This is a genomic window from Massilia sp. CF038, from assembly GCF_900129765.1.
GTDB lineage: Bacteria > Pseudomonadota > Gammaproteobacteria > Burkholderiales > Burkholderiaceae_D > Telluria_A.
In genome coordinates this window covers 229,476-255,275 of the sequence record NZ_FQWU01000002.1, presented here as the reverse complement: position 1 = coordinate 255,275, position 25,800 = coordinate 229,476, and the positions used below count along the sequence as shown (strand labels likewise).

The 25,800-nt window shown below is 64.8% G+C and carries 25 protein-coding genes; 11 read left to right on the top strand and 14 right to left on the bottom strand.

The window, feature by feature from the left end:
• Position 1: 1 nt before the first annotated feature.
• From BUC24_RS11205 to BUC24_RS11190, 4 genes are all read right to left on the bottom strand, one after another.
• A complete protein-coding gene (locus tag BUC24_RS11205; RefSeq protein WP_073215705.1) occupies positions 2-1,054 on the bottom strand; it encodes an alkene reductase in 1,053 nt (350 codons plus the stop codon).
• Positions 1,055-1,063: 9 nt separating this feature from the next.
• The gene (locus BUC24_RS11200) at positions 1,064-1,360 is read right to left on the bottom strand and encodes an ArsR/SmtB family transcription factor (RefSeq protein ID WP_073215701.1); all 297 of its coding nucleotides are present in this window, start codon (positions 1,358-1,360) and stop codon (positions 1,064-1,066) included.
• A gap of 80 nt (positions 1,361-1,440) precedes the next feature.
• Positions 1,441-1,803 carry a DUF1304 domain-containing protein gene (locus BUC24_RS11195; protein ID WP_073215698.1) on the bottom strand — a complete coding sequence of 121 codons (363 nt, stop codon included), beginning with the start codon at positions 1,801-1,803 and terminating at the stop codon, positions 1,441-1,443.
• A 45-nt stretch (positions 1,804-1,848) separates the two neighbouring features.
• Complete coding sequence (locus BUC24_RS11190) at positions 1,849-2,730, bottom strand: EamA family transporter (RefSeq protein WP_073215695.1); 882 nt, start codon at positions 2,728-2,730, stop codon at positions 1,849-1,851.
• A gap of 91 nt (positions 2,731-2,821) precedes the next feature.
• Between BUC24_RS11190 and sugE the strand changes: the two genes are divergently transcribed.
• On the top strand, positions 2,822-3,142 hold the full coding sequence (gene sugE / locus BUC24_RS11185; RefSeq protein ID WP_073215693.1) for a quaternary ammonium compound efflux SMR transporter SugE: 321 nt from the start codon (positions 2,822-2,824) through the stop codon (positions 3,140-3,142).
• 88 nt (positions 3,143-3,230) lie between these two features.
• Positions 3,231-4,163, top strand: a complete 933-nt coding sequence (locus BUC24_RS11180; RefSeq protein WP_073215690.1) for a 4-hydroxyproline epimerase — start codon at positions 3,231-3,233, stop codon at positions 4,161-4,163.
• Between the two features lie 7 nt (positions 4,164-4,170).
• Here the strand turns inward: BUC24_RS11180 and BUC24_RS11175 are convergent, their stop codons facing one another.
• Positions 4,171-5,151, bottom strand: coding sequence for a M14 family metallopeptidase (locus BUC24_RS11175; RefSeq protein WP_073215687.1), 981 nt, complete (start codon positions 5,149-5,151; stop codon positions 4,171-4,173).
• Positions 5,152-5,238: 87 nt separating this feature from the next.
• Between BUC24_RS11175 and BUC24_RS11170 the strand changes: the two genes are divergently transcribed.
• Positions 5,239-6,360 (top strand): acyltransferase family protein, encoded by a 1,122-nt coding sequence (locus BUC24_RS11170; protein ID WP_073215684.1) that lies wholly within the window; start codon positions 5,239-5,241, stop codon positions 6,358-6,360.
• Here BUC24_RS11170 and BUC24_RS11165 read toward each other — a convergent pair.
• The 3 genes from BUC24_RS11165 to BUC24_RS11155 are packed head-to-tail and all read right to left on the bottom strand — an operon-like array spanning position 6,357 to position 8,353.
• Entirely contained in the window at positions 6,357-6,806 is a 450-nt protein-coding gene (locus BUC24_RS11165) for a hypothetical protein (protein WP_073215681.1), read from the bottom strand. The two genes, BUC24_RS11170 and BUC24_RS11165, sit on opposite strands and share 4 nt — an antisense overlap.
• 58 nt (positions 6,807-6,864) lie before the next feature.
• The gene (locus BUC24_RS11160) at positions 6,865-7,731 is read right to left on the bottom strand and encodes a pirin family protein (RefSeq protein ID WP_073215678.1); all 867 of its coding nucleotides are present in this window, start codon (positions 7,729-7,731) and stop codon (positions 6,865-6,867) included.
• A 22-nt stretch (positions 7,732-7,753) separates the two neighbouring features.
• A complete protein-coding gene (locus tag BUC24_RS11155; protein WP_073215675.1) occupies positions 7,754-8,353 on the bottom strand; it encodes an FMN-dependent NADH-azoreductase in 600 nt (199 codons plus the stop codon).
• Positions 8,354-8,462: 109 nt separating this feature from the next.
• Between BUC24_RS11155 and BUC24_RS11150 the strand changes: the two genes are divergently transcribed.
• Positions 8,463-9,386, top strand: coding sequence for a LysR family transcriptional regulator (locus BUC24_RS11150; protein WP_073215673.1), 924 nt, complete (start codon positions 8,463-8,465; stop codon positions 9,384-9,386).
• Between the two features lie 3 nt (positions 9,387-9,389).
• On the opposite strand, the gene BUC24_RS11145 is transcribed toward BUC24_RS11150, so the two are convergent.
• Together BUC24_RS11145 and asd are read right to left on the bottom strand one after the other, a co-directional pair.
• Positions 9,390-10,838, bottom strand: coding sequence for a C13 family peptidase (locus tag BUC24_RS11145; RefSeq protein WP_083598878.1), 1,449 nt, complete (start codon positions 10,836-10,838; stop codon positions 9,390-9,392).
• Positions 10,835-11,683: an archaetidylserine decarboxylase gene (asd, locus tag BUC24_RS11140; RefSeq protein WP_073219965.1), complete on the bottom strand. Its 849-nt coding sequence runs from the start codon at positions 11,681-11,683 to the stop codon at positions 10,835-10,837. Before asd ends, BUC24_RS11145 begins: the two co-directional genes overlap by 4 nt.
• A 170-nt stretch (positions 11,684-11,853) precedes the next feature.
• Between asd and BUC24_RS11135 the strand changes: the two genes are divergently transcribed.
• Entirely contained in the window at positions 11,854-14,031 is a 2,178-nt protein-coding gene (locus BUC24_RS11135) for a TonB-dependent receptor plug domain-containing protein (protein WP_073219962.1), read from the top strand.
• Between the two features lie 16 nt (positions 14,032-14,047).
• On the opposite strand, the gene BUC24_RS11130 is transcribed toward BUC24_RS11135, so the two are convergent.
• Entirely contained in the window at positions 14,048-15,283 is a 1,236-nt protein-coding gene (locus BUC24_RS11130) for a TCR/Tet family MFS transporter (RefSeq protein WP_073215670.1), read from the bottom strand.
• 127 nt (positions 15,284-15,410) lie between these two features.
• Here BUC24_RS11130 and BUC24_RS11125 point away from each other — a divergent pair, with 127 nt between their 5' ends.
• Positions 15,411-16,166, top strand: a complete 756-nt coding sequence (locus tag BUC24_RS11125; RefSeq protein ID WP_073215667.1) for a tetratricopeptide repeat protein — start codon at positions 15,411-15,413, stop codon at positions 16,164-16,166.
• On the opposite strand, the gene BUC24_RS11120 is transcribed toward BUC24_RS11125, so the two are convergent.
• The 3 genes from BUC24_RS11120 to BUC24_RS11110 all read right to left on the bottom strand — a co-directional run bounded on the left by BUC24_RS11120 (position 16,144) and on the right by BUC24_RS11110 (position 18,502).
• Entirely contained in the window at positions 16,144-16,827 is a 684-nt protein-coding gene (locus tag BUC24_RS11120; RefSeq protein ID WP_073215665.1) for a ribonuclease HI family protein, read from the bottom strand. The genes BUC24_RS11125 and BUC24_RS11120 overlap by 23 nt on opposite strands.
• Before the next feature lie 500 nt (positions 16,828-17,327).
• Positions 17,328-18,125: a YXWGXW repeat-containing protein gene (locus BUC24_RS27260; protein WP_073215658.1), complete on the bottom strand. Its 798-nt coding sequence runs from the start codon at positions 18,123-18,125 to the stop codon at positions 17,328-17,330.
• A gap of 149 nt (positions 18,126-18,274) precedes the next feature.
• On the bottom strand, positions 18,275-18,502 hold the full coding sequence (locus tag BUC24_RS11110) for a hypothetical protein (RefSeq protein WP_073215655.1): 228 nt from the start codon (positions 18,500-18,502) through the stop codon (positions 18,275-18,277).
• Positions 18,503-18,692: 190 nt separating this feature from the next.
• On the opposite strand from BUC24_RS11110, the gene BUC24_RS11105 reads away from it, so the two are divergent.
• The 5 genes from BUC24_RS11105 to BUC24_RS11085 all read left to right on the top strand — a co-directional run bounded on the left by BUC24_RS11105 (position 18,693) and on the right by BUC24_RS11085 (position 25,794).
• Positions 18,693-21,848: a penicillin-binding transpeptidase domain-containing protein gene (locus BUC24_RS11105; RefSeq protein WP_073215652.1), complete on the top strand. Its 3,156-nt coding sequence runs from the start codon at positions 18,693-18,695 to the stop codon at positions 21,846-21,848.
• Between the two features lie 73 nt (positions 21,849-21,921).
• Positions 21,922-23,244 (top strand): hypothetical protein, encoded by a 1,323-nt coding sequence (locus BUC24_RS11100; protein ID WP_073215649.1) that lies wholly within the window; start codon positions 21,922-21,924, stop codon positions 23,242-23,244.
• Positions 23,241-23,798: a hypothetical protein gene (locus tag BUC24_RS11095; protein ID WP_073215646.1), complete on the top strand. Its 558-nt coding sequence runs from the start codon at positions 23,241-23,243 to the stop codon at positions 23,796-23,798. The genes BUC24_RS11100 and BUC24_RS11095 overlap by 4 nt, the downstream gene beginning before the upstream one ends.
• Complete coding sequence (locus BUC24_RS11090; protein ID WP_229448171.1) at positions 23,795-24,805, top strand: hypothetical protein; 1,011 nt, start codon at positions 23,795-23,797, stop codon at positions 24,803-24,805. Before BUC24_RS11095 ends, BUC24_RS11090 begins: the two co-directional genes overlap by 4 nt.
• Complete coding sequence (locus tag BUC24_RS11085) at positions 24,802-25,794, top strand: hypothetical protein (protein ID WP_073215643.1); 993 nt, start codon at positions 24,802-24,804, stop codon at positions 25,792-25,794. Before BUC24_RS11090 ends, BUC24_RS11085 begins: the two co-directional genes overlap by 4 nt.
• Positions 25,795-25,800: the final 6 nt, after the last annotated feature.

Sequence of the window (25,800 nt, the reverse complement as noted above, 5' to 3'; positions counted from 1 at the left end):
TTTACAGGGCAGGGTAGTCGGTGTAACCTGCCGACGTGTTGTGGTAGAAGAGCTCAGGGCGCGCTTCGTTCAGCGGGGCGTTGGTCTTGAGCCGCTTCGGCAGATCCGGGTTGGCGATGAACCATTTGCCGAATGCGACTGCGTCGGCCTTGCCCGATTTGACCAGGTCTTCGGCACTGTCCTTGGTCAGGCGCTCGTTGGCGATGTACACGCCGCCAAATTCCTGCTTCAGATACGGGCCCAGGCTGTCTTCGCCCACGCCTTCGCGCGCACAGATGAAGGCAATGCCGCGCTTTTTCAGCTCGCGTGCCACATAGCCGAAGGTCGCTTTCGGGTCCGAATCGCTCATGTCATGCGCATCACGGCGCGGCGCCAGGTGCATGCCCACGCGGTTGGCGCCCCAGACGTCGATACAGGCGTCGGTCACTTCCAGCATCAGACGGGCGCGGTTTTCCACTGAGCCGCCATAGATGTCGGTACGTTTGTTGGTGCCGTCCTGGAGGAACTGGTCGAGCAGGTAGCCGTTGGCGCCATGGATCTCGACACCGTCAAAACCTGCCAGTTTGGCGTTTTCGGCGCCTTTGCGATAGGCCGCAACAATGCCCGGAATTTCTTCCAGATCGAGCGCGCGCGGCACTACGTAGTCGCGCAGCGGACGCAAAATGCTGACATGGCCCTTGGCCGCGATCGCGCTCGGTGCGACCGGCAGTGCACCGTCGAGCAGTTCAGGGTCGGAAATGCGGCCCACATGCCACAGCTGCAGGAAAATCCGGCCACCGGCCTTGTGTACTGCTGCGGTGACCTGCTTCCAGCCTTCGACCTGCTCGTCGGACCAGATGCCCGGGGTGTCGCCATAGCCCACGCCCTGCGGCATGACGGAGGTGGCCTCGGTCAGAATCAGGCCGGCGCTGGCGCGCTGGACGTAATACTCAGCCATCAGCGCGTTCGGCACGCGGCCGCCGCCAACAGCGCGCGCACGGGTGAGGGGCGCCATGATGATACGGTTCGGAAGTTCGAGGTCGCCGATGGTGATCGGATCGAATAATGTGCTCATGCGCTGCTCCTAAAGTCCCTGGTTCATATGATCGAGGAAGGCTTTGATGACCTCCTCGTTACGCTTGTAAAAGATCCATTGGCCGACGCGCCGTGAGCAGACCAGCCCGGCGCGCTGCAGCGTCGCAAGGTGGGCCGACACGGTCGACTGCGACAGGCCGGTACGCGCGTCAATCAAGCCCGCGCATACCCCAATCTCAAGTGAATGCTCCTGGTGCGCAAAATGCTCGTGCGGATCCTTCAGCCAGTTCAGGATGTCGCGGCGGACCGGGTTGGCAAGTGCCTTGTGGATGGCGTCGATTTGCATATATCGGATTTCTACGAATCTAATATCGTAAGTCTACGATATAAACCAGAAACCTGCTGGGCAGGTCCAAAAACTGCCGCTCAGGCAGGGATGTGGTACATGATCAGGGCCAGAACCGCCGGCACGGTCTGGAAGAACAGAATGACCTTCTTGACCGTGGCTGCGCCCCACAGGCCGGCGACAGCAACGCACGACAGGCCGTACAGAATGAAGGCGCGCGAGACGTCGTGATCGGGGACGAACAGGCCGAGGATCAGCGCCGCGGCCAGAAACAGGTTGTAGCAGCCCTGGTTGGACATGGCAGGCGCCATGATCTCGGCTTTTTCGGCGGTCAGGCCGAACACGCGGCGGCCACGCGTTTTGAACAGCACCGTTTCAAGCAAAAAGAAGTAGACGTGCAGCGCAGCGATGATACCGATCAGGACTTGGGTTACAACGGCCATTGTTGGCTCCTTTTATAAGTGAAGCCACAGTGTACCTGTCCGCGTTCACCGTGGCGAGAGCACCCTGGCCCAGATTCGGGCGCCAAACTGGTTCAGCGCCAGGCCGGCCAGCACCAGCAGGCCGGCCACGATTTTCCACCATTCCAGCGACTCTCCCAGGAACAGGGCGGCACTGGTCATGCCCGCCACCGGCACCAGTAGCGAAAACGGGGCGATCGAGGCGGCTGCATACTTGCGCATCAGGAGCGACCAGATGCCGAAGCCGAGAATGGTATTCGGATAGGACTGGAACAGGACCGTGGCCAGTGACTTCCAGCCGAATACAAGTGCCGCCGCCTGCCAGGCGGCCTGGCCTTCCATCAGCCATGAGGCCAGCAGCAGCGGCGGGGTGGAGATGAGCGATCCCCACACCACCAGCGACAGTGCGTTCACCTGTCCCATTTTCTTGGTGACGATATTGGCCGTGGCCCAGCACAGCCCGGCCATCACGACCAGTGCGAAGCCGGTGATGGTGGCTTGCCCGTGCAGGTTGAGCGCCACCAGCGCCATGCCGCCAAAGGCTACAAGGGCTCCGGCCAGCTGGAAGCCGTGCGGCCGTTCGCCCAACGCCAGCACGGCCAGGCCGATGGTGAAAAACGCCTGCAGCTGGATGACCAGCGAAGCCAGACCGGCCGGCAAACCCAGGCGCATGCCCGAAAACAGCAGGGTGAATTGCAAGGCAAACTGGAACAGGCCCCAGGCGGCAACCAGCACCCATGAGGTTTGCGGCCGCTTCACAAAAAACACCAGCGGCAGTGCCGCAAACAGGAAGCGCAGGGCGGTGAACAAGACCGGCGGCAGATCTTCCAGACCAATTTTGATGACGACGAAATTGACGCCCCAGATGGTGACCACAGCGAGCGCGATAAGAATGTCGATGGGCGTCATGGCAGTTTTCATCAAGCTATTATGCCTTTGAACCCGGGCGGCTGCAGACCCCGACCGGTGCTATACTTTTTGCCATTCAATAGGGGGTTGCATGGCTTGGATTTATTTGCTGGTCGCCGGTTTGCTCGAGGTGGTCTGGGCCGTCGGCCTGAAATACACGGAAGGCTTTACCAGGCTGGTTCCATCGGTGGTCACGCTGGGCGCAATGGCCGCCAGTGTCGGTCTGCTTGGCCTGGCGCTGCGCACGCTGCCACTGGGCACGGGCTATGCCATCTGGACCGGCATCGGCACGGTGGGTACCGCCATTGCCGGCATGGTCATGCTGGGTGAGCCGGCAGGCGCATTGCGCCTGTTGTGCATTGCCCTGATTGTGGCGGGGATTCTGGGCCTGAAATTGCTGACGCCGGCGTAAACACGAAAGGCAACGTTATGTTCTTTTCGACGCAATGGTGCACACCGCATGGCAAGACAAGGATCGCTCAAGGGACTATTCTGGCACCATGAAATCCATTTCCATCATTGACTCCCATACTGGCGGCGAACCGACTCGCCTGATTATCGACGGCGGCCCCGATCTGGGCAGCGGCACACTGGCTGAACGGCGCGCCCGTTTTCGGGCGGACTTCGACCATGTACGCTCGGCCGTCGTGTGCGAGCCGCGCGGCTCGGACGTGGTGGTCGGCGCGTTGCTGTGCGAGCCCCATGCACCTGACTGCGTGGCCGGCATCATCTTCTTCAATAACGTCGACTACCTTGGCATGTGCGGGCACGGCATGATGGGCGTGGTGGTCTCGCTGGCCTGGCTGGGGCGGATCGGGCCCGGACGCCACCGCATCGACACCCCGGTTGGCGTGGTCGAGGCAGTGCTGGACGCTGACGGCAGCGTCACCATCGACAACGTTCCCTCGTATCGCAGCATGCACGCGGTCTGCGTTGCGGTGCCGGGGTACGGCCGCGTGACCGGCGACGTGGCCTGGGGTGGCAACTGGTTCTTCCTGGTCGGTGAGCATGGGCTGGCGCTGGAGGTCGGCAATGTCGACGCGCTGACCGCCTTTTCAGCGGCCGTGCGCGATGCGCTGGCCGCCAATGGCATCACTGGCGATGGCGGTGCTTACATCGATCATATCGAGCTGTATGCGCCGTCGCGCAGCGGGGCCGACGGCCAGAACTTTGTGCTTTGTCCCGGCAAGGCCTACGACCGTTCGCCTTGCGGCACCGGCACCAGTGCCAAACTGGCCTGCCTTGCCGCCGACGGTGAGCTGGCCGAGGGTGAACTGTGGCGCCAGGAGAGCGTGATCGGGAGCCGCTTCGAGGCAAGCTACAAACGCGATGGCGACCGGATCCTGCCGAGCATTCGGGGCAAGGCCTGGGTCAATGCCCAGGCCCAGTTGATATTCAACGAGGACGACCCGTTCGTCTGGGGCATCCGCTGATACGGTCTTACTCAGTGATGCGTTCGAAGTCGGTTCCCGGACGCGTCATGTAATACCACTCGTTGTTGGGTGCCGCTTTCACATCCGGGAACAGGATCTTGCCGTCGAATTCGGCGGTCACCGGGGTGCCATCGGCACGGGTGCCAATCACGTCGCCCTTGGCCAGCGCGTCAAAGCTGGACCAGGTGCGGCTGAACTGGTCACCGGGCGCCAGTTTGTCGTGCACCGCCACCATCGACAAATACTCCATCTCCGCCAGCGGAATCGGCTCTGGCTGCGGGCCATCGATCAGTCCCAGGAAGGTCAGCGTGTTGATGATGGCCTGGTACGCGACGCCTGGCGCGGCCGGGTCGGCATGCTGGCCGCACTCCAGGGTAAGAGCGTAACCGCCACTGGCGCGCATGGTTTCGGTGGTGCCGAAGCCATAGCGCAGCACCGTTTCAAGCTGCGCCGCGTCGCTGCCCTGCATGCGCCGCTGGACGCCCTGACCATACGTGGCCAGCCAGCCATCGACAAAGCGCGACACGCCCAGTCGGCGTGCCAGCGCGCGTTCCTTCTCGGCGTGGCGGAAGGGCTGCAGCGCCCCGTCGTTGTTGCGCGGCCCGACCATGACAAATGGCTGGCTTTGCGCGTTGAACGAATGCAGATCCAGCAGCACATCGTGCTGGGCCAGCAGAGGGCACAGCCAGTTGGCGATACGGTCTTCGAAATCCTGCGGATCGGGCTTGGGGAACAGGTTGCGGTTCAGGTTGCGGTCGCCCGAACGGCGCTGGAGCTGGTAGGCCAGCGGATTGGTTACTGGGACAAAAGTCACGCTGCCGGCGCGGACCAGCAGCTTGCCGTCGTCGATTTCCTGCATCACTTTCAGAATCGCCTTGGTGCCGCACGTCTCATTGCCGTGCACAGCGCCGGTGATGATCAGGCGCGGCCCCTGGGCCAGGCCGGTGTAATTGATCGATTTGAACTGGAGCGCGTGCGGGTTCGTCATGCTGTGTCGTGTCCGTGAATGGGGTGGGGCATATTCTAGCGGGAATCGCTGGCGTGCGCCGGAATGCCATGGCATCATCGCCGCTGAATGAAAAATACACTTCACAGCGAGCGCAATCACGGCCTCGATACTCTGCGTGCGCTGGCCATTGTGCTGGTCGTGCTGCACCATTACGTGCTGTTTGTGGCCGCGCGCGACACCTTCGGCTGGGTCGGGCGCATTGGCTGGATCGGGGTCGACCTGTTTTTTGCCCTGTCCGGCTACCTGATCGGCAATCAGATCTTCAGCGCCTTGCGCAGCAGCGAAGGCTTGTCGCTGCGCCGTTTTTACGCGCGCCGCTTCCTGCGCACCTTGCCCAACTATTATGTGGTGCTGGCACTGTATGCCTTGTGGCCGTGGTTTCGCGCCGGGCTGGAAATGCCGCCGCTGTGGCGATTTTTGACCTTCACGCTCAATATCAATCAGGAACCCGGTACCGCGTTTTCGCATGCCTGGTCGCTTTGCATTGAAGAGCAGTTCTACGTCCTGCTGCCGGCAGTGGCATTGTGCATTGCCGGTCTGCGCAAATCGCTGCGCTGGGCCTGGGCCGCGATTGGCATGGTGGTCCTGGCGGGCGTCGCGGTGCGTTATCAGATGTGGACTTTGCATGTGGGACCAGACGGCAGCGATGGCAGCGACTACTTCCGCTACATTTACTACTCGACCCTGTGCCGGTTTGACGAACTGGTTGCTGGCGTGGCTCTGGCACTGCTGAAGAACTACCATGCGGCAGCATGGCAGCGCCTCACTGCGATGGGCAACCTGGCCCTGGCCGCCGGCAGTGCGCTGCTGGCGCTGACGTTCTGGCTTTTTCTCGATGACCGCACTGGCTTGCTGGTCACGCTGACCGGTTTTCCGATGCTGGCGCTGGGCTTCTCTTTGCTCATCGTCGCCGCACTGAGCGAAGACGGCTGGCTGCGCCGCGCGCGGGTGCCGGGTGCGGCCAGTCTGGCCCTGTGGTCGTATGCGATCTATCTGGTGCACAAGCAGCTGTGCATTCTGGCGCGCGCACCGCTGCGCGAACTCGGCTACCCGCCGGAGAGCCTGCCCGCCGTCGCGGCCATGCTGGCGCTGAGCGTGTTTGGCGGCTGGCTGCTGTACCGCTGTGTGGAAATGCCGTTCATGGCGCTGCGCCAGCGCCACGTGCCCAGCAATTTAAAGCCCGCCTAGGCTTCAATCACGTCAAAGGCGGCAGGCATGGCACCTAAGAACGCCATCACGCCATGCACGTCGCCATCGGCCGCAATGATGGCGTTGCGCAGTCCCGGCACGGCATCGGCTGTGTACGGGCTGCGATAGGCGTTGACCAGCAGCGCGATCAGATCGACTGGCTGGGCGCTGCCACGGCGCATGCGCTGCTCGATCACGGCAAGCAATGCGCGCTGCATGCCAGGTGTGGGACTGTCGATATGGGCAAAAATACTGGGCGTGTTGGTGATCCGCTCGCAGATGGAGCGCTCGATCTGATCGGGTTTGAGGTCGGAAGCGATGTCGAAATAAGCGCCGACCCAGCGAGTGCGCGCGTAGGGATGCCCGGGCGGGAAGCTGTCGAGGGTGTCGAAGCCGCAGACCCGGTTGATCCATGCCAGCGCTTGTTGCAGTCTAGGGGGAAGCATGGCGCCAGTTTAACGCAAATACGCGGCCCGGGCAGATGCCGGGGCCGCGTTGCTTGCCTTAGAACGCCCCGGCGCGGAAGTCTTCCACGGCCTGGCGAATTTCGTCGTGCGTGTTCATCACGAACGGCCCATATTGGGCGATCGGCTCGTTCAGGGGCTGGCCGGCGATCAAAATCAAACGGCTTGGCTGCACCGCCACGATCTGCACCCCGTCAGCGCCGGCGTCATTCTTCAAAATCGCCATGCGTGTTTGCGGCACATTCTGTTCGTCCACCAGCACCTGGCCCCGGTACACATAAATGAAGGCGTTGTGCCCGGGCGGCAGGATCTGGTCGAAGCTGGCGTTAGTCGGCAATTCGATATCCAGATACAGCGGTTCGGTCACTGCGCGCTGCACGGCGCCATGTACACCATGGCTGGTACCAGCGATGACCTTGACCCTGGCGCCGGAAGTGGTCTCGAACTGCGGGACTTCTTCCTGCGGAATGTCGCGGTACCAGGGCGCCGTCATCTTGTCCTTGGCCGGCAGATTCAGCCACAGCTGGAAGCCTTCCATCAGCCCGCCCGTCTGGGCCGGCATTTCGGAGTGGGCCACACCGCGTCCGGCCGTCATCCACTGCACGCCGCCATCGGTGATCAAGCCTTCGTTGCCAGCGCTGTCGCGATGCTTCATGCTGCCATGGATCATGTACGACACCGTCTCGAAGCCGCGGTGCGGATGCTCCGGGAAGCCGGCGATGTAGTCGCCCGGCTTGTCGCTGCCAAAGGCATCGAGCATCAAGAATGGGTCGAGGCGGCGCTGCAGGCTCTGGGTCAGCACGCGGTTGATCTTTACGCCTGCGCCATCCATCACGAACTGCCCGTTGATCAGGCGTTCGACCCCACGTGCGTGCTGCACGCTGTCCGACTGTACCTGTTGCGTCATTGCCGCCTCCTTGATTAATTGATTACACCAGTACTGCGTTGATGTCCGCGTCTGCCTGTGCCTGCGCCTTGGCCACTGCTTCCGGTCCCATGCCCAGGCCTTCCGAGTAGACGAAGGTGACGTCGGTCATGCCCAGGAATCCCAGGAAGTTGCGCAGGTGCTGGGTCTGCAGGTCGTTTGGCGTGCCTTTATAGAAGCCGCCGCGTGCAAACGTCACATACACTTTTTTGTTCGTCAGCAGGCCGACTGGGCCGGTGGCAGTGTAGCTGAAGGTGACGCCAGCACGGGCAATCGCGTCGAACCAGCTTTTCAGCTGCACGGTCACGCCAAAGTTGTACATCGGGGCGCCAATGACAATCACGTCGGCTGCCTGCACCTGGGCGATCAGGGCGTCGTCCAGCGCCACGCGCGCAGCTTGTTCGGCAGTGCGCTGGTCGGCCGGGGTGAACAGGGCGCCCAGGGCTGCTTCATCGATGGCCGGATGCGGTTCGGTGGCCAGGTCGCGGCGCGTCACCACTGCCGACGGGTCGGCGGCGCGCAGCTTGGCGACGATGGCGTCAGCCGTGCGGGTCGATTCGGAGCCGCTGCTGCGGGCGCTGGAATTGATTTGCAAGATGTTCATTTTAGGTCCTTCGTGTTGGTTGAACTGCGATGTAGACACTTTATCCGTTCCAAAATCAATCCGGAAGGCGTTAAAATGGATATCATTATTCAACTGGTGGGACAATCAAATGGACGTAGAACCGAACGATTTGCTGCTGTTTGCCCGTATTGTGGAAGCAGGCAGCTTTAGCCAGGCGGCCTTGCGGGTTGATTTGCCCAAGTCGACCGTATCGCGCCGCATTGCGCTGCTCGAGGCAAAACTGGGCGAGCGTCTGCTCCAGCGCACCACGCGCAAACTGATGCTCACCGAGTTTGGCGCCAGCCTGCTCGAACATGCGCGCAAGGTGGTGGAAGAGGTGGAGGCGGCCGGTGCCCTGGTCCAGCACCGCCAGCTCGCGCCCAGTGGCAAACTGCGCATTTCCATGCCGGGCGACTTTGCCAACCTGGGCATGAGCAGCCTGATTGCCCATTTCATCGACCAGTACCCGGCCATCACGCTGGAACTGGACTTGTCGCCGCGCCGGGTGGACCTGGTCAGCGAAAATTTCGACATTGCCATTCGCATGGGCGACTTGCCCGACGATGCCACGCTCAGCGCGCGCCGGGTGGCGCTGGAAAAAATCGCCCTGTATGCCGCGCCGTCCTACATTGCGCGGCGCGGCTTGCCCGAGCACCCAGACGATCTGGCTGCCCACGATCTGTTATGCCTGCCCAGCCGCGGCAGCAGCCTGCCGGTATGGAAGCTCACGCGCGGCAAGGTGGTGTGGGAGCGCGAACTGCCGGCCAAGCTGTCCGCCAATTCCCCTGATCTGCTGGCGCGCATTGCCTGCGCCGGGGCGGGCATTGCGGCCAGTTCGGACATGTTTGCCGAAGCGAGCGTCGAGCGCGGGGAACTGGTGCGGATTTTGCCTGAATGGTCCATGCCCGAAGTGACCGGCTGGGCCGTGTTCCCGGGCCGCCGGCTGATGCCAGCCAAGACCCGGGCCTTCCTGGACATGATGGAGTCGCTCAGCTGCGTCGAGGCGCGCAAGCGCTTGCGCCTGGTGATCTAGGCGCTAACGCTCCAGGCGTGCGCGCAGCTTTTCCAGATAGGGCCCAATGCGCGTGCCCATGCTGATCTGCGGATTGGAGTAGCCGTCGCTCTTGCCGGCTTCTTTCTCGCGCTGGTCGATGATCAGGCGCGCGGCGGCGTGGGCCTCGGCGAAGGAGCGCGTTTTGGTGCGCAGCTGTTCGTCATACATGGCGCGGCCAAAAAAGGTCAGCTCCGACTTTTTGCCGCATCCGTAAGAGGTATGGTCGGCGTCCGATGCCGTCATCACCAGCGTATCCACATTCGACAGCGGCGCCACCCACGCGCCGGCAAAGCAGGCCGAGATCGAGATTACGCGGTGGCGGATGCCCGCTTCGTCCAGCCATTTTTTCAAGTCTTCCGGCACCACCGGGTCCACTTCCAGCGGCCAGAAGCTGGTCGCCAGTTCGCCGTTGCTGGCACCGTGCGAAGTCAGGTGGATGAACAGCACGTCCTCATCCCGGTCCATGGTCTCGGCGATGCCGGCAATGGCGCGTTGCAGATTGAGCGGCGTGGCCCAGGGCGTGTCGTCCAGATGTTCACGGTGATTGATCATGCGCACGCCGCGCCCGGCCGCGTCAAATCGCTTGGCCATCACGTCGGCCACCACGCGGCTCTCGCGGCGGAACACTTCTTCGCCTTCGTAAGGTGCGAAGACGATGGTGTACATGTCGGCCACGCCGGCGCGCTGGGGCGCCAGCGCATCGAGCTGCGCTTCCATCAAGGGTAGTTGGTTTTCGACCCGGTCCTGGGTAAATTTGATCGGCTCGTACTGCTGCTCGCCGACCTGCTTTTCGTACCAGAAATCGGCTGGACGGTCGAAGTAGAAGGTCAGCGCGCAGGCAAGGGCGATGCCGTACATGGCTTGCACCCGCTGCGATACAACGCGGTCGCCGTGCCGGATCAGCAGCACGATGCTGGCAACCGTGCCCCACAGTGCCGGCAGCAGGAAGGCGGCCCAGTTGCCCCATGGGGCGGCGCGCTCGAACAGACCATTGCGCTCCAGCGCAGCCGATGCCAGGCCGAACACGACCGACAGCAGCAGCGACTGCGCCAGCAGCATGGTGAGCAGATACGCTGCGCTTGGCGCGACCGCCTCGTCGGCGCGCTGTTGCGGATCGGGGCGCAGGGCATAACAGGCCCATGCCGTGAGTATCATTGCAGCCCAGCCCGACAATATCGAACGCCACTGGAATATGACGGCGCCATCGTAATACAGGCGCTCGATACCGATGTTGAGCAGGGCATTGGCCAGCACGAACAAGGCCAGCGTGCCTGGTCCGGTGACGACCTTGTGCCAGCGCGCGCGGCGCAGCAGCAGGGTGCGCGCACCTTCCAGCAGCCAGAAACGCAGGGGAAAGCGCGTCACTGGCGCGGCCGCTGCAGGCGCGGGCGCTGCGGGCAGCGCCCCTTCGTCGGCGGCCAGCTCGTTCACGGCTTGCTGCCCATCGCCTCGCCCAGGCGCACCGGACGCTCGGGCGCCCACTCAGGATTGAATTTGATGGTGTCTTTTTTGAACAGCATGACGATGGTGGAGCCAAGCAGGAAGCGGCCCATTTCTTCGCCCTTTTTCAATACAATCTTCTGGTCGTCGTAGCGCCATTCGCGCACCTCGGCCGAGCGGGGCGGATTGACCAGACCGTGCCAGGCAGTGGCCATGCTGCCGACGATGGTGGCGCCCACGAGCACCAGCACAAAGGTGCCGTGCTGGCTTGATTCGAACACGCACACCACGCGCTCGTTGCGGGCAAACAGATTGGGAATGCCGCGCGCCGTGGTGGGGTTGACCGAGAACAGCGCGCCAGGCACGTAAATCATGCGCGTCAGGCGGCCGTCACAAGGCATGTGCAAGCGGTGGTAGTCTTTGGGGCTGAGATACAGATTGGCGAAGCTGCCATGCTGGAATTGCGCCGCCAGCGCGCTGTCGCCGCCCACCAGGGCGGTGGTGGAAAAATTGTGCCCCTTGGCCTGGAAAATCTGGTCATTGTCGATCTGGCCAAACTGGCTGATGGCGCCATCGACCGGGCACACAAAGTCGGCCTTGGCCAGCGGACGCGCACCGGGCTTGAGCGGGCGCGTGAAAAATTCGTTGAAGCTGCTGTAACTGGCGATGTCCGGATTGGCCGCCTCGGCCATGTTGACGCCGTACTTGCCGACAAACCAGGTAATCAGCGTGGTGGTATAGCTTCCGCCCTTGGCGCCGGCGATGTGGCCGGCAAAGCGGGTCAATCCTTGTTTCGGGAGCAAATACTGCGGCAACACTTTGAACCTGGACACGATGGCAGCCTGTAAGGAAAATCGAACGGCAATTATAACGGGCGTGCGCACGGGTGGGGTGTGATGTTTTGTGCAATTATTCTTCTTGCATAGAAAAAATATTGTCTTAGAAATCACACAATCCGCGCCGAATGACGGACAATGGCGGCCAATACCACTTGCCGCGCTGTCCAATGACTTTGCCTCGTTTCACGCTCCTCGCTGTCGTTCTGTCGCAGTCCGCATGGGGACAGGAAAGTACCACCACCGTACCCGAAAAAGTCGACGCACTGGAACAGGTGGAGGTACGCGCCCGCAGCGGCGACTACGACCCAAGGCGCGATGACACCGCCTCCAAGGTGGTGGTCAATCAGGATGAAATTGTCAAATACGGCGACACCAGCCTCCTGGACGTCTTCAAGCGCATACCCGGTGTCACCGTCAGTGGCGGCGGCGGACGCGGTCGCGAAGTGCGCATGCGGGGGCTCGGTAGCGGCTACACGCAGATTCTGATCAACGGCGAGCGCGCGCCGGCCGGCTTCTCGCTGGATACCCTGGCGCCGGACAATGTCGAGCGCATCGAAGTGATGCGTGCGGCAACGGCTGAATTCAGTACCCAGTCCATCGCCGGCACCATCAATATCGTGCTGAAAAAGGTCGTCAGGAAGGCACAGCGCGAGCTCAAGACCGGGTACACCGCTGCGCGTAATGCGCATGTCCCGAACGCGGGCTTGCAACTGTCGGACCGTGCCGGACAACTGTCGTATTCGATTGCCCTGAACGCCTACCAGAGCCGCTCTAAACGCGACAGTCCCGGCACCGAGCAGCGTGTCAGCCCCACTGGATCGCTGGTGCAGGACGATGTGGGTCTCTACCACGATGAGGGCACGATGCGCAGCCTGAATCTGGCGCCGCGCCTGCATTGGACGTTCGCGAATGGCGATACGCTGACCTCGCAAAGCTATGCCAATGTCGGGCGTTATTCCAGCATGGCGCAATCGGATACAGTCAGCCGCATCGGACCGGCCGTCGATTTTCCTTTCGTCTCGTGGAACATGTCGACCCGAAGCCGCTATCTGCGCACGGACCTGAGCTGGATGAAAAAACTCGATGCCGGCGCCAAGCTCGACCTGAAGGTGGGCGTCTCCGACTCCAGCCTGCACAGCGCAAGTGCGCGTGGTGGCTACGATGTCAGGGAGGGCAGGCTGCTCGATTTCAGCGACGTCGGCACACAGGGCGATGAACGTGGTTACACCAGTACCGGCAAATACAGTTCACCATTGGGTGGCGGCCACGCGCTGGCCATGGGCTGGGATGGCGGCTCGAGCCGGCGCACCGAACGCCGCGTCGAAACGGCATTTGCGGGCGACCCGGTCGGCGGCTATCTGCCGTCCGACAGCGATGCCCACTATCAGGCACGGATCCGGCGCCTGGCGGCGTATGCGCAAGACGAATGGAACGTCACACCCCGCTGGTCGGTGTATCTGGGGGCGCGCTGGGAAGGCATTTTCACCGATGCGAGCGTCGACACCCTGACGCCGGTGGCGGCGCGCAGCCGGGTCTGGAGTCCCTTGTTCCAGACCTTGTACAAGCTGCCCGACACCAAAGGTGACCAGTTGCGCCTGGCCCTGACCCGCACCTACCGCGCGCCGGCCACACAGAACCTGATTGCACGCATTCAGAAGTCGACCAACAACAGCGAAAACGAGCCCGATTTCATCGGCAATCCGGCACTCAGGCCGGAGCTCGCGCTGGGCCTGGACGCGGCCTACGAGCATTACTGGGCCGAAGGGGCAATGGTGTCGGTCAGTGCCTCGGCCCGCCAGATCAGCGACTACACGCGCCAGAATACAAGCCTGGACGGCACGCGCTGGGTCACGCGCCAGATCAACGACGGCAAGGCGCACACGCGTGGCCTGGAGTTTGATGCCAAGTTTCCGCTCAACGCGCTCGTGGCGGGTGCGCCCGCGATCGATGTGCGTGCCAATGTCAGCCGTAACTGGTCCAGCGTGGATGCCATCGCCGGCCCGTATAACCGGCTGGACGCGCAAACGCCGATATCGTCCACGCTGGGGGCAGATTACAAGTCAGGGCGTCTGACGACGGGCGGCAGCTTCTCGTTCCGCAGCGGTGGACCGGTGCAACAGTCGGCCAGCCAGGCAATCTGGCAGAGCGCGCGGCGCGAGCTGGAGCTGTACGCACTATGGAAGTTCGATCAGCAAAGCCAGCTGCGGGTGGTGGTCTCAAACGCGCTGGCGCAAGACGAAGTGTACGAAAACAGCTATGCCGATGCGGTGCGCGGTCGCAGCGTGCGCCGCTCGCTCACGCCAGGCGAGGCGGCCCTGCGCCTGACCCTGGAAACCAAATTCTAAGCGGCGCCGCGCGGGTTCACACCTTGTAGTGGTGCGATTTAAAATAACGCACGGCCGCCAGCACGGCCACAGCCTGCATGGCGGCGCACACGAAAAAGGTACTGCCGATGCGCCAGTCGCTGGCTGGATAATGGCTGACCTTGCCCAGAATGGCGGTGCCCAGCAGCGGCATGAAGACAATGCCGATGCTGTTGATCGACTGCAGTGAGCCCATCAGCTCTCCCTGTTCGCCGGGCGCGGTGGCCTTGGAAATGATCCCCTGCAGCGCCGGCTGGGCGGCAAAGGTGAGCAGATTACACAGAATGAACACGTACATCATCCAGCCCTGCGTGGCCAGGCCATACAGCATGAAGGTGATGGCGCCCGAACTGAGTCCCAGGATCGACAGGCGCACCTCGCCAAAGCGTTTGAGCAGGATCGCCAGCAGGCCCGCCTGCACGCTGGCGGCGGCAAGACCCACGCAGAACAGCGCAATACCGTTATCGCGCGGCGTCCAGTCGAAGCGGAAGGTGGTGTACAGCACCCAGGTGGACTGCAGCATCATCTGCGCCAGCGCCGACAAGGCAAATACGATCACCAGGCCGCGCACCTCGACCCGGCGCGCCAGCTTGATCAGGGCCGTCAGGGGATTCATGCGCGCCACCGAGAACGGCTGGCGCAGCGATGGATGGAGCGACTCGGGCACGAACAGGTAGCCGTACAAGAAGTTGGCCGCGCACAGGCCGGCCGCCACCAGGAATGGCAGCTGCAGGCTGATCTCGCCCAGCAGCCCGCCCAGCGCCGGCCCGCAAATGAAGCCCAGACCGAACGCCGCACCCACTTTGCCAAAGCTCTTGGCGCGGTTTTCGTGGGTCGAGATATCGGCGGCATAGGCCGAGGCCACCGACATGCTGGCCGAGGACATGCCGCCAATCACGCGGCCGATGAACAAAAAGGCCAGGCTGGGTGACCAGGCCGTGATCAGGAAATTAAGGCACATGCCGCCCATGGAGTAGAGCAGCACCGGGCGGCGGCCGACACGGTCGCTGATGGCGCCCAGCATGGGCATGAACAGGAACTGCATCAGACCGAAGGTGGCTGACATGATCCCGAACCAGAAGGCCTGCTGGTCGCGGCCTTGCACAAAGTCGCCGACCAGCACCGGCAGCACCGGCACGATCAGGCCAATACCGAGCATGTCGATGAAAATGCAGACCAGGACAAAATTCAGATTGCCGGGGCGGGTTTGATCGGTAGCGGGGACGCTGCTCATGGAAGATGGTGGGTGGTCGCTGGGCGGAAGCGGCTATCTTAACGCAATGGCATGGCGCCGGCAGCGCCACTTGGGAGGGGCGCAGCAAATACCGTAAAATGATGCTTTGTTCAACATTGGAGTGGTTATGCCGTTTATTGGCGCGGGTCTGCATATTCTGGTTGCCCTGTTTTTCGCGGTCCATGCGATCCGCAACCGGCGCGAGATGTATTGGCTGCTGATCCTGTTCTCCTTCCCGCTGCTGGGCAGCGTGGTGTATTTCTTTGCCATCTATATGCCCAGCACGCGTCTGGAGCAAAACATCGGCAAGGCCGGCAAGGCCGTCATGGGCAAGCTCGATCCGGGCCGCGCCTTGCGCGACGCGCAGAATGCCTTTGATCTGACCCCGACCGCACATAACCAGACGCTGCTTGCCAACGCCATGCTCGACGCAGGCATGTTCAAGGAAGCCGTTGCCCAGTTCGACGCCTGCCTGCGCGGGCCGTTTGCCAACGATCCGGAAATCGTGTTTGCCGCCGCCCATGCGCGCCTGGCCAATGGTGACAGCGCCGCAGCCATCACGGCGCTCGAAGCGCTGCGCGACCGTCAGCCTTCATTCAGGCCCGAGCAACTGGGCCTGCTGCTGGCCAGGTCGTATGCGGCGGCCGGCCAGCACACGCAGGCGGGCACTGCGTTTGCCGCGGTGGTGGAGCGTTTCAATGGCATTGAAGCACGCACTGAATACGTATTGTGGGCGCTGGCACGCAAGGACGATGCACTGGCCCGGGCCCAGCTCAAGGAGCTCGAACACACGCGCAAGCACATGAATAAGTACACGCTTTCCCTGCATGCGGATTTGTTCCGCCGCCTGGACAGCGCGCTTAAGTCGAGCCAGCTGGCGTAAGACTGGCCTCGCGGCGCACGGCGGCCTGGGACAGGGCGTCGGCAGCGCCATTCTTGTGGCGCGGGACCCAGCGCAGCGCCACCGTTCCGATCTGCGCGATCAGGCTGCATGCCTGCTGGCGCAGCGCCCTGAGCGAGGGCGCCGAAGCACCCTCGGCGCCGAGAATATCGTTGATGACCACCTGGCTGTCGCCATACACGGTCAGTTCGCGCGCGCCGGCCTGCACTGCTGCTTCCAGTAGCGCAAGCAGGGCCCGGTATTCCGCTTCACTGCTGTTGCCATGGCCTGCCGCTTGCGATAGTTCGATGCGGGCGCCATCAGGGCCGAGCAGCAGGGCGCCAATGCCGCAGCGCCCGGGATTGGGGTGGGCCGAGCCATCGAACCAGGCGCGCCATGCTGTGGCCGGACCATCGTGACGCTGTATGCGTGCGCTGTTGGCGGCTGCTTTTTGAGCGTCGCGCGTGGCGATGCGGGCGACGCTGGCGTCCAGCAGTGCCTGGCGCTGCTTGAGCAAAGCGGTCAGGCCGATGTCTCCCGCCACTTGCTGCAAAATGGTATGCAGCGCTGTTTCCTGGTCCAGCGCGGCCCGCGCGGCAAGGCGGCGCGCGCTGAGCCGTTCGGCCTTGAAGGACAGCGCAAGTAAAGTGGAAAAGTCGTTCATCGCGGCAGCATAGCGGAAAACCGGCGTGTCCGAGGTGCGCTGGCCCTATACCACGTTGAACAACTTCGGTAACGTGGTATAGGTCCCCGCCTTCGCGAGGACGATGTGGGGGAAATTAATAGCGGCGGCGATTGTCAGGGTGTTTGTCGTACCGGTTCGGCCTTGAAGAAAGTGGGAAAGTCGCTCATGGTGGGAACATAGCGGAAAACCGGCGCCAACGATAAGCGCTGCCCCTCAAACATCGTCCTCGCGAAGGCGGGGACCTATACCACGTTGAACAACTTCGGTAACATGGTATAGGTCCCCGCCTTCGCGAGGACGATGTGGGGGAAATTAATAGCGGCGGCGATTGTCTGGGTGCTTGTCGTACCGGTTAGGTTCGGCCTTGAAGAAAGTGGGAAAGTCGCTCATGGCGGGTACATAGCGGAAAACCGGCGCCAACGATAAGTGCTGCCCCTCAAACATCGTCCCCGCCTGCGCGAGGACGATGTGGGGGAAATTTAATAGCGGCGGCGATCGTCGGGGCGCTTGTCGTGCCGGTTCGGTACCCCGTCGCCATCGCGGTCGCGGTCGTAGCGGTTGCTCACGCCATCGTTGTCGCGGTCGCGATCGAATTTATCGGGAATCCCATCGCGGTCGGAGTCGCGCCGCTCCACGCTGTCGCGCACACCATTGTGGTTGCGGTCATTGCCCACATGGCGCTCGTAACGGTCGGGAACGCCATCGCGGTCGCGGTCGCGGCCATAACCTCGGTCCCAGCGGCCCTGGTCCAGCACCCACTGGCCGTGGACTTCGCGCCAGCGCGGCTGGGCATACACATAACCGGGACGCTCCTGCACCCAGCTGCCCTGGACCCATTCATGGCGGTTGCCGCGCCAGTCCCAGTAGCCGGCGACCCATACATAGCCCGGGCGGGCACGGGGCGCAGGTTCGTAGCGGGGCTGCGGTGGCGCGATGCGCACGTAACCGTCGCCGTCGCCGTCTGACACCTGCTGCCAGCCGCCCCGGTTCAGGCGCCAGCGGTCATTGTCGCGTACCCATTCCGAGTGCTGATAGCGGTAGCCGCGCCGTTCCGCTTCCCAATGGCCTGCGACCCACACGTGGCGGTTGCCTTCCCAGTTCCAGAATCCCGGTGCCCATACGTAGCCGCTGCGTGGCGCCGGCATGCTTTCGAAGCGGGATGGCGGCGGCGGGCTGCCGACGAACAGGTTGATGTCGACTTGCGCCGACGCCGACAGCGGCATCAAAGCAGCTGCGCCAAGGGCGAGTGCGGCGGCGAAGGTGAGGGTGCGTTTCATGGTGCGTCTCCTTTGGTAGAACGGTTGATTAACTATATCAATGCCGTTTGTGCTTCAGGAGAAATGAATCAAGTGCTTACATTTGAAACAGCTTCACGCAGTGTTTGTAAGCAGAGGCCGCCGGCGCAGGGCGGGCGGCCACACTGCATTCACATCTGCCCCACGGCCTGGGCGGCACGTTCGGCCTGCAGCGACAGCTGTTTTTCGGCCGCTGTCATGCGCTTGGCCTTGACCACCACGATGGCCGGGGCGTTGACCGTGGCCACGGCCAGCGATTGCGCATGGGCCTGGGGCAGATTGTCCAGCATCCAGGAACCCGACACGGCCAGGGCAACAGTCGCGACGAAAACGGCTTCCATGTGTTTGATGAGGTTCATGACGTTCCTTTCAATGTGGGGTTTCGATGTGATCACTTTAGACACGGGCCCCCCCTGGCGCCACCGGATTGCGACGAAACGCTGCTTTCCTGGCACGGCCTGCGCAAATCGCGGATCGGTTGTCGCCGCGTGCGCCTGGAAGACGTTTTCCCTGTCCCTCCGCTAAGGCAGGGCAACCAGGAGGGATGCAATGGCAAGTTGGATCGGATCGGCGCTGCAGACGCTGGCGCAGCGCAGGCGCCAGTGGCGGCGCGCGCGCAATCTGCGCGCCGGGCAGGGGGCACGCACGAGCGCCCGCAGCCAGCAGCCATGGCTGCGCTGGAGCGTTGCACTGGGCGTGGCAGGGGCACTGGCAGGCGGCGCCATCATCGCCGGCCACGCACGCCAGCTGGGCGCCACCGGCCAGGCCCTGCAAGGCGATGCCGCCGCGGTGGCGGTCGAGGCGCTGCAGAGCGCCGCGCCGGGTGCCCACTTCGAGGTGTCGTCCCGGCCAGGCGTGCGGGTGAGCGAGCATGGCGCCGCCCGCATCCTGGTAGCCTCGGGCATGCAGGCATCCGACCCGCTGCGCATTGACCTGTGCACCCAGCTCCAGGCCGATGGCAGACTGGCGCCGCTGCGGGTCGGACTGCAGTTCGAGGACGTGGCGCGCCTGCTGGCCAGCGGAAAGTCATTGCAATTAAGAAATGTCGCCCTGGCCAGTGCCGCGCTCAAGACCATGCCGCAGCTGGTCATTGGCGGTCCCGCCAGCGCCGATTTTGCGCGCGCCCTGTCCGTTTCCGTCACGCCCAGGGCTGGGGGCGAGCGCGGGCGCTGGCTGGGTGACTCTGGTGCCGCCGGACTGCGCCGCGATGGCTGGCTGATCTGGGGCGACGCCGCTCTGCGCGTGCACCGGCGCAGCCTGTCCAGCTGCGCCCGCGCGGGCGAGCTGGTACTCCAGTTGTACCAGCCGGGGGCGGCGCAGCGCGCGCTGGTGATGGCGTTCCCCGCCAATGCAAACGCGGTCTCGGCCTGGCTGGCACCTGGCAGCTACAGCGTGCCGGAGAACGCGCGCGCGAGCCTGGAAGACCAGGCCTTGTTCAATGACTTGCAAACCTATGGGCTGGTGCGCCTGAACGCTGGCGGCCTGGCCGAACTGGCTCCGCGCGATCTGGCTGCATGGCAGGCGGCGCCGGATGGCGCCCGCACCGGCACCCTGGCCAGTTGGGCCAGCGTGACCGATGACCCCGAGCGGGCGCGCCTGTTCAAGCGCCTGTACCGCATGGCTGACGGCGACTACGTGCGCGAGCAGCTGCGTATTTTTAACAACGAACGGCGGCTGCTGGCCTGGCGCCTGCGCCCGGCCCAGGCAGGGCTGACGTGGCAAGCCAGCGTGGGCGAGGCGCCGGTGGCGGCAGTGGCCGATCTGCCGCCCGCAGCATCGCGCCTGTTTGCCGAACTGCCCCAGGGCTGGGGCAACTGGGCGCGCGTGGCGCTCTGGCCTGGCGCGGCGCCAGGGGCGTCCGCACGCCTGCGCCTGGCGTGGCCTGCCCAGCAGGCTGTGCCGGCGCAAATTGACGTCATGCTGGTCGGCCAGCTGCAATCGATCAGCGGCGCGCGCCTGGTGCGCCCGGCAGTGGACGCTTGCAGCGGGCGTGCCTGTCCGAATGCGTCGGCTGCGCGCATTCTGAGCCTGGCGCCGCTGCCAGGGGCGCGCAGTATTGAACTGGATGTCCTGCCGCTGGAAACGGGCGCACTGAGCGGCGACCAGCAGTACCGCCACCTGCGCGTGGCAGGTGGCCGCCTGGCGTGGCGTGCGCTGGCGAGCAACAGCAGCACGGCACGCCGCGCCGACGCGGCGCCAGTGATTTTGCAGGACCGGCATGGCGCCGTCTTGTGGAGCGGCGGCGCGCCATCGGCGCCGGCCATGGCGGCCGGACTGGGCACCATGCTGGGCCTGCGCGCCGAGCAAAGCAACAGCGTGGCCGGCATGCTGGCGCGGCTGCCGTCGCCCTCGGGCGAAGCGCACACGGCGCGCATGACGCTGGACCTGGCCTTGCAACAGGCCAGTCAGAATGCGCTCGACTGCATTGGCATGCGGCGTGGCCGCTGGGACGGTGCCCACTGCAGCGGCGCCAGTGCGGTGCCGCACGGGCGCCAGGCCGGCATGGTGGTGATCGACACGGCCAGCGGCGACGTGCTGGCTGCCGCCGGTGCCGGTACCGCTGCGGTCGACGGCGCCAATTGGGCCGAAGTGCGCGATTTCGACCGCGCCAATCCGGACCGCAGCGCGCTGCGGCTGGCCGCCACCCAGCACGACGGCGGCGCCTTGCGCAGCCCCGGCTCGACCTTCAAGATCGTCAGCGCACTGGGGCTGGAGCTGGCCGCCCGGCGCGACCCGCAGATCGACGCGCTGCTGGCCGGCATGCCGCTGGCGTCCCTGAACCGCATGGCCGCCACGCGCGGCTTCGCCTTCCAGACCGATGCGGCCAGCTACCCCTTCGGCACGCGCCTGGCCCACATCACCAATTACAAGGACCAGCACCTGGACCGGCGCGCGGTCGATGGCCGCCTTGGGCTGGCGCAGGCGCTTACTTACAGCCTCAATACCTGGTTTGCCTGGTCCGGTGAATTGAGCGACGCCAGCCTGTTCGGAAAAGCCGAAGGCGGGGCGCCGGACTTGCAGGCGCTTGACGCGGGTGCGCTGGACAGCGTGCGCCCAATTGCCGCCATGGCACGCCGGGTCGGCTTCGGGCGTGAATTGCACCTCGACGGCGCGCTGCTGCCCGAGGACTTTCACTGGTCGGCCTGGGATGCGCTGCAAGCGAGCGTGGCCCGTATCGATCCGATTCACAGCCGCCACGAACTGCGCCAGATGGCCATCGGCTTGCGCATGCAGGCCACGCCGCTGCACATGGCGATGGTGGCCGGCGCGGTGGGCGAGGGCCGGGCGGTCGTGCCGCGCCTGCTGCTGGAACTGGACGGACGCGCGGCGCAGGCGCCGGCAGGCGAACAACTGGGCGTGCGGCTGGACCGGGTGCGGGCCGGCATGAAGGGCGTTGTGGAACGTGGCACGGCGTCCGGCGCCTTTCGTGCGCCGGCGCTGGCCGCGGTCCGGCGTGGTCTGTTCGGCAAGACCGGCACCGCGCCGGCGCTGGTGACCGGGCCCGATGGCGTGCAGCGTGAACTGGCCACGGTGTGGTTTACCGGTTACCTGGAGCCGGGCAGCCTGCCGGGCCAGAAGGGCCGGCTTGCCATTGCTGCCTTTGTCAGCCATTCCGACGGCAGCGGGGGTGACCACGCCGCGCCGGTGGTGGCCGCGGTGCTGGCCGCGCTGGCGGCGCAGAACGGGGAACAGAAGGGTAAATAGGCATTTCAAGCGCGCCTTGCCGAAACGCGTTGTATGGCATCATTTTGGTGTAAAAAACAACATCGGGGATGCGATGCGCTTGCCGGGTACCCGGTATCAGGAACACGGCTGGGAACAGGTGCGCAAACTGCTTGGGCACTGCTCCCTGCAGGTGTTCGCCCGTGCTGGCGAGGCGCTGCTGCCCGCCCAGGCCGATGCTGCGCTCGCGCTGTACACCGACTTGATGGCCGAAACGCTGTCGGCCAGCGCCCGCAGCGCGCGCGCCGAAGCCAGTGGCAACAGCTACGGTGAAAGCGTGTTCGAACTGGCATTGAGTCTGCTGTACGAACTGCAGGCGCGGCCAGCCGACTGGGTTGCCCTGTGCCAGGTGCTGGCCGGCGAGCCGTCCTGGCGCGGGACCGGCGCGGAAGCGCTGCTGCGCAAAAAAATCAACGACTTGTATGCGCTGTTGCGCGACAAGGTCGATGCCGACAATTACCAGGCCGCCTGCGGGCGCCCGTGCAGCCCGAACCGGATGTACGCCTACCGCATGCTCGATACCGCGTATGGCGACATTGCGCGCCTGTTCGCCGACTGGCAAACGCACCGGGCGCAGGTCGGCGCCATTTTGGGCCGTCCGCTCGATGCCATGCCGATCGAGGTACGCCAGATGCGCTCTGCAGCGCAGTGCAAGGGCGAGTGGGTGCTGCGCTGGAGCGCGTCGCAGGCGGCGTTTGGCGCTGGGCCCGGCCCCCTGCATACCCGTTCAAAGCGCTTTGCCAGTCTGAAGGAGCAGCCCGACAAAATCGCCGCCATGCTGGCCGAAATCGCCGACTACGAAGAATTGTCGGCCAACCGCGACCAGGAATGGGCCAGTGACGCCAACGAGGCGACGGTCTGGATGGATGATTTGTGGCGGGTACTTGAGCAAGCGCCAGGCGCCGGGCCGGATCAGATTCAGGCGGCGGTGGCCGATCCCCTCGACGACCCCACGCCCGAGCCGGACCTGGACGCGCTGCCCGATGCCGATCCCGAGCCCGCCGAACTGCTGCGCGAAAGTGCAGCGGCCGCAGCGCTTTCACTGCCCCCCAGCTTTATGCAACTGGCAAGGGCAGTGCAGGATGCCGGCAGCTGGACAGCGCGCCTTCTGCACGGCCAGTCGCTGGCGGTGCGGCTGGCGGTGTACCTGAAAATGCTGGGCAGTGCCGACGACAGCTATCCGGCCGAGTGGCGCGATCCGGCCACGGGTGAACTGCCCACCATGGCGCAGCTGGCCGTGCTGGACGGGGTCTCGCTGCCGACCTTGCGCAAACGGCGCGATGGCGCCATTGCCGAACTGACGGCGGCGGCCGCGCGCAGCCTGCCGCCATTGAATGCAACAAGCATGCGCCCCCAGGCGCAAAAGGAAGCAATGTGACTACAAGCGCCGACGCCGAGCGCAAGCTCGAACAACAGCTGCTGCTGGGCCGGCGGATTGAAGGCGACCGCCTGCTGCTGGCCGACGCTGTGCTGGCCGCAGCACTCGATGGCAGCCGCGCCCTGACTGGCGCCGAACAGGCGGCCCTGCGCGCCTCGCCCCTGACGCTGCGCCGTTTTCGCCACTTGTCGCTTGAGCGTGCACGCCAGGCACAGCGCGACGCCTGGCAGGGCAGCGCCGGCATGCTGCGCGCTGCCAGCAGCGGTGCCGTGACGGCGCTGCGGACCGACGATGGCCACTGGACGCTGCATTTCCTGGAACACGAGGCGCTTTGGCGCGTGATTCTGGTGCTGGACGCCAGCGCGCCGTTTGCCGCGCGTTTGCTGCGTGAACAGCCCTTGCTGCGCGTGCTTGATGGCGGCGGCGCGATCGTCCTGCAAGGCAGCCTGGATGCCGACGGCGAGTGCGAAACCAGCTGGCCATTCGAGACGGCGCCCGGTCCCCACTTCCAGCAGTTTGGCGCGGCCTTTGCGGTCGAACCGGTGCGCCTATGATCGGCAGGTTCGCCCGCAACCGGCCCACTGCCACGGCGGCGTTGGGGGCGGACACCCTGGCCCAGGCATTGGCCAGGGGCGCGGTCGTGCCGCCATCGTGCGTGGGCGTGATTTTCGATCAGGGCGGACAAACACGCCGGGTGGAAGCTGGCACGCGCATCGACTGTGGCGTGCACGAGCAGGCCGCGTGTTTTCATCCCGGACCGTATCAATCCGACCTGGTGCCGTTTGCAGCTGCCCCCGAACTGGGTTTGCGCCTGACCTTTGCGCTTGACCGTCCCGATCCGCGCGTGGCCCGCCAGCGTTTTGACCTGTTTTTGGCCAGCGAGGCGGCCGAAGGCATCGCCCTGGCCGCGTTTTGCCAGCTGCTGGAAGCGGCTGTGCAGCGCGAACTGGCGCAAGGTAACCTGGAACTGCCCCCGTGTACCTCGCTGGACGAATTTGACGTTTTTCGCAGCGGCTTGAACCAGCTGCTGTACACCCGCTTTGGCGTCTCGGTGGCTGACTGTGTGCCGGTCGACCTGGGCGCGGTCGATTACGCCCAATTGCTGCTGGCCCGTGCGCATGCAAGCGCGCCCAACGCGCCGGCCCACAGCGCCATTGCCGAAGCGCATCCGGTCACACCTGACGACGCGGCGGCGTTGCGCCGCCTGTTCCTGGAGCTGCCCTGTGTGACGAGCGCGCTGCGCCTGCTGGTACTGCCGCCGGGGCAAGCGCTGTTTCGCCAGCACCAGGGTTTGCTGCACCGGCTGGCCCAGCTCAATCTCGAGATCGCCACCATGCCCGCGCTGGCACTGGCGGCGCCGGGTGTGACCCTGGCGCCGAAACAGCAGCGCCTGCGCGCCCTGCACAGCGTCGCGGCGCTGGCCACGCTCGACGAGGCCTGGGCCTTGCTGGCGCGCCTGACGCTGGCGGCGCCGGCCGACCTGGCCGATGCCCTGGACCAGGCCGAGCGCATTGTCGCCAACCTCGAACTGCAATGCGCCGCCCGGCGCCTCACGCCATGAGCGCGCGCCTGGACACGGCGCTCTGCCGCACCACGCTCGCTGGTGGCGTGGTGGCGACGGTGACGGCCACGCGCCGCCCGCGCGCCGGACGTGCCGACGTCAAGTGTACGGTCGGGGCCGATCCTGTCCTGGCCGAGCGGATGCAGCAAGTGGTGCGCCTGGCGCGCCATACCGAAGCGCAGCTCGACAGCCGTGACCAGGTGGTCCTGAGTATCGACCCCGTCCCCGCGCGCCATGAGCGCGACTGGGAACTGGCCGCGGTGCTGGCTGACCGCCTGGTGCGCGGTGTGTGGCAGGCGCCAGGGCCGGTCCTGGCCAATGGCTGGTCAACGCAGTGGCATTCGGGCCGTATCGATAGCCATGACCTGGCACCGGCCGGCACGTTGCTGGGCGGCGAGCTGGGATGGCTGGGCAGCCTGAACGGCCAGCCCGATGTGAGCGCCAGCGTGGCCACGGCGCGGGCCTGGTTTCCGCTTCACAGCGGCGGCATCAACGACAGCCTGTGCTGGGTGGAGGTCAGCGTGTATCCGCTGCAGCACGCTGGTGGCGAGGAAGAAGACAGCATTGCCACGCCGGGCCTGGACCTGACGCGCCAGGCTGCGGTGCGCCTGGCCTTGTGCGCAGCGCGCCATTTCGACGGTCGCGCGCTGGGCCGCTGGCGCACGGTGGTGCGTTTTGGCCAACCCCAGTTCCAGGGCAATTCGTTTGAACTGGCCCTGGTGATGGCCGACCGCCTGGCGCGCGGGCGCGATTATGTGCCGCGCGGACGCATTATTGCCAGCGGCTGTTCCAGTGCCTGGCACGCGGGGCGGGTCGATACGGTCGAGGGTGGGGCGCCCAAATGCGCGCTGATTGCGCGCGAAGCAGTGGCGGGGGACCGAATCTTGCTGCCGCTGGCCTGGGAAGCGGCCTTAACGGCCGAGTTTGTTGCCGGTTTGCGCGCCCGCGGCGCCAGCCTGGCCTGTATTGACCGGATAGGCATGATTTAGTACCGC

What these genes read in the sequence shown, in the direction of transcription:
- BUC24_RS11205 (WP_073215705.1), bottom strand. Translation starts at nt 1,054, where the DNA reads ATGAGCACATTATTCGATCCGATCACCATCGGCGACCTCGAACTTCCG.
- BUC24_RS11200 (WP_073215701.1), bottom strand. Translation starts at nt 1,360, where the DNA reads ATGCAAATCGACGCCATCCACAAGGCACTTGCCAACCCGGTCCGCCGC.
- BUC24_RS11195 (WP_073215698.1), bottom strand. Translation starts at nt 1,803, where the DNA reads ATGGCCGTTGTAACCCAAGTCCTGATCGGTATCATCGCTGCGCTGCAC.
- BUC24_RS11190 (WP_073215695.1), bottom strand. Translation starts at nt 2,730, where the DNA reads ATGACGCCCATCGACATTCTTATCGCGCTCGCTGTGGTCACCATCTGG.
- sugE (WP_073215693.1), top strand. Translation starts at nt 2,822, where the DNA reads ATGGCTTGGATTTATTTGCTGGTCGCCGGTTTGCTCGAGGTGGTCTGG.
- BUC24_RS11180 (WP_073215690.1), top strand. Translation starts at nt 3,231, where the DNA reads ATGAAATCCATTTCCATCATTGACTCCCATACTGGCGGCGAACCGACT.
- BUC24_RS11175 (WP_073215687.1), bottom strand. Translation starts at nt 5,151, where the DNA reads ATGACGAACCCGCACGCGCTCCAGTTCAAATCGATCAATTACACCGGC.
- BUC24_RS11170 (WP_073215684.1), top strand. Translation starts at nt 5,239, where the DNA reads ATGAAAAATACACTTCACAGCGAGCGCAATCACGGCCTCGATACTCTG.
- BUC24_RS11165 (WP_073215681.1), bottom strand. Translation starts at nt 6,806, where the DNA reads ATGCTTCCCCCTAGACTGCAACAAGCGCTGGCATGGATCAACCGGGTC.
- BUC24_RS11160 (WP_073215678.1), bottom strand. Translation starts at nt 7,731, where the DNA reads ATGACGCAACAGGTACAGTCGGACAGCGTGCAGCACGCACGTGGGGTC.
- BUC24_RS11155 (WP_073215675.1), bottom strand. Translation starts at nt 8,353, where the DNA reads ATGAACATCTTGCAAATCAATTCCAGCGCCCGCAGCAGCGGCTCCGAA.
- BUC24_RS11150 (WP_073215673.1), top strand. Translation starts at nt 8,463, where the DNA reads ATGGACGTAGAACCGAACGATTTGCTGCTGTTTGCCCGTATTGTGGAA.
- BUC24_RS11135 (WP_073219962.1), top strand. Translation starts at nt 11,854, where the DNA reads ATGACTTTGCCTCGTTTCACGCTCCTCGCTGTCGTTCTGTCGCAGTCC.
- BUC24_RS11130 (WP_073215670.1), bottom strand. Translation starts at nt 15,283, where the DNA reads ATGAGCAGCGTCCCCGCTACCGATCAAACCCGCCCCGGCAATCTGAAT.
- BUC24_RS11125 (WP_073215667.1), top strand. Translation starts at nt 15,411, where the DNA reads ATGCCGTTTATTGGCGCGGGTCTGCATATTCTGGTTGCCCTGTTTTTC.
- BUC24_RS11120 (WP_073215665.1), bottom strand. Translation starts at nt 16,827, where the DNA reads ATGAACGACTTTTCCACTTTACTTGCGCTGTCCTTCAAGGCCGAACGG.
- BUC24_RS27260 (WP_073215658.1), bottom strand. Translation starts at nt 18,125, where the DNA reads ATGAAACGCACCCTCACCTTCGCCGCCGCACTCGCCCTTGGCGCAGCT.
- BUC24_RS11110 (WP_073215655.1), bottom strand. Translation starts at nt 18,502, where the DNA reads ATGAACCTCATCAAACACATGGAAGCCGTTTTCGTCGCGACTGTTGCC.
- BUC24_RS11105 (WP_073215652.1), top strand. Translation starts at nt 18,693, where the DNA reads ATGGCAAGTTGGATCGGATCGGCGCTGCAGACGCTGGCGCAGCGCAGG.
- BUC24_RS11100 (WP_073215649.1), top strand. Translation starts at nt 21,922, where the DNA reads ATGCGCTTGCCGGGTACCCGGTATCAGGAACACGGCTGGGAACAGGTG.
- BUC24_RS11090 (WP_229448171.1), top strand. Translation starts at nt 23,795, where the DNA reads ATGATCGGCAGGTTCGCCCGCAACCGGCCCACTGCCACGGCGGCGTTG.
- BUC24_RS11085 (WP_073215643.1), top strand. Translation starts at nt 24,802, where the DNA reads ATGAGCGCGCGCCTGGACACGGCGCTCTGCCGCACCACGCTCGCTGGT.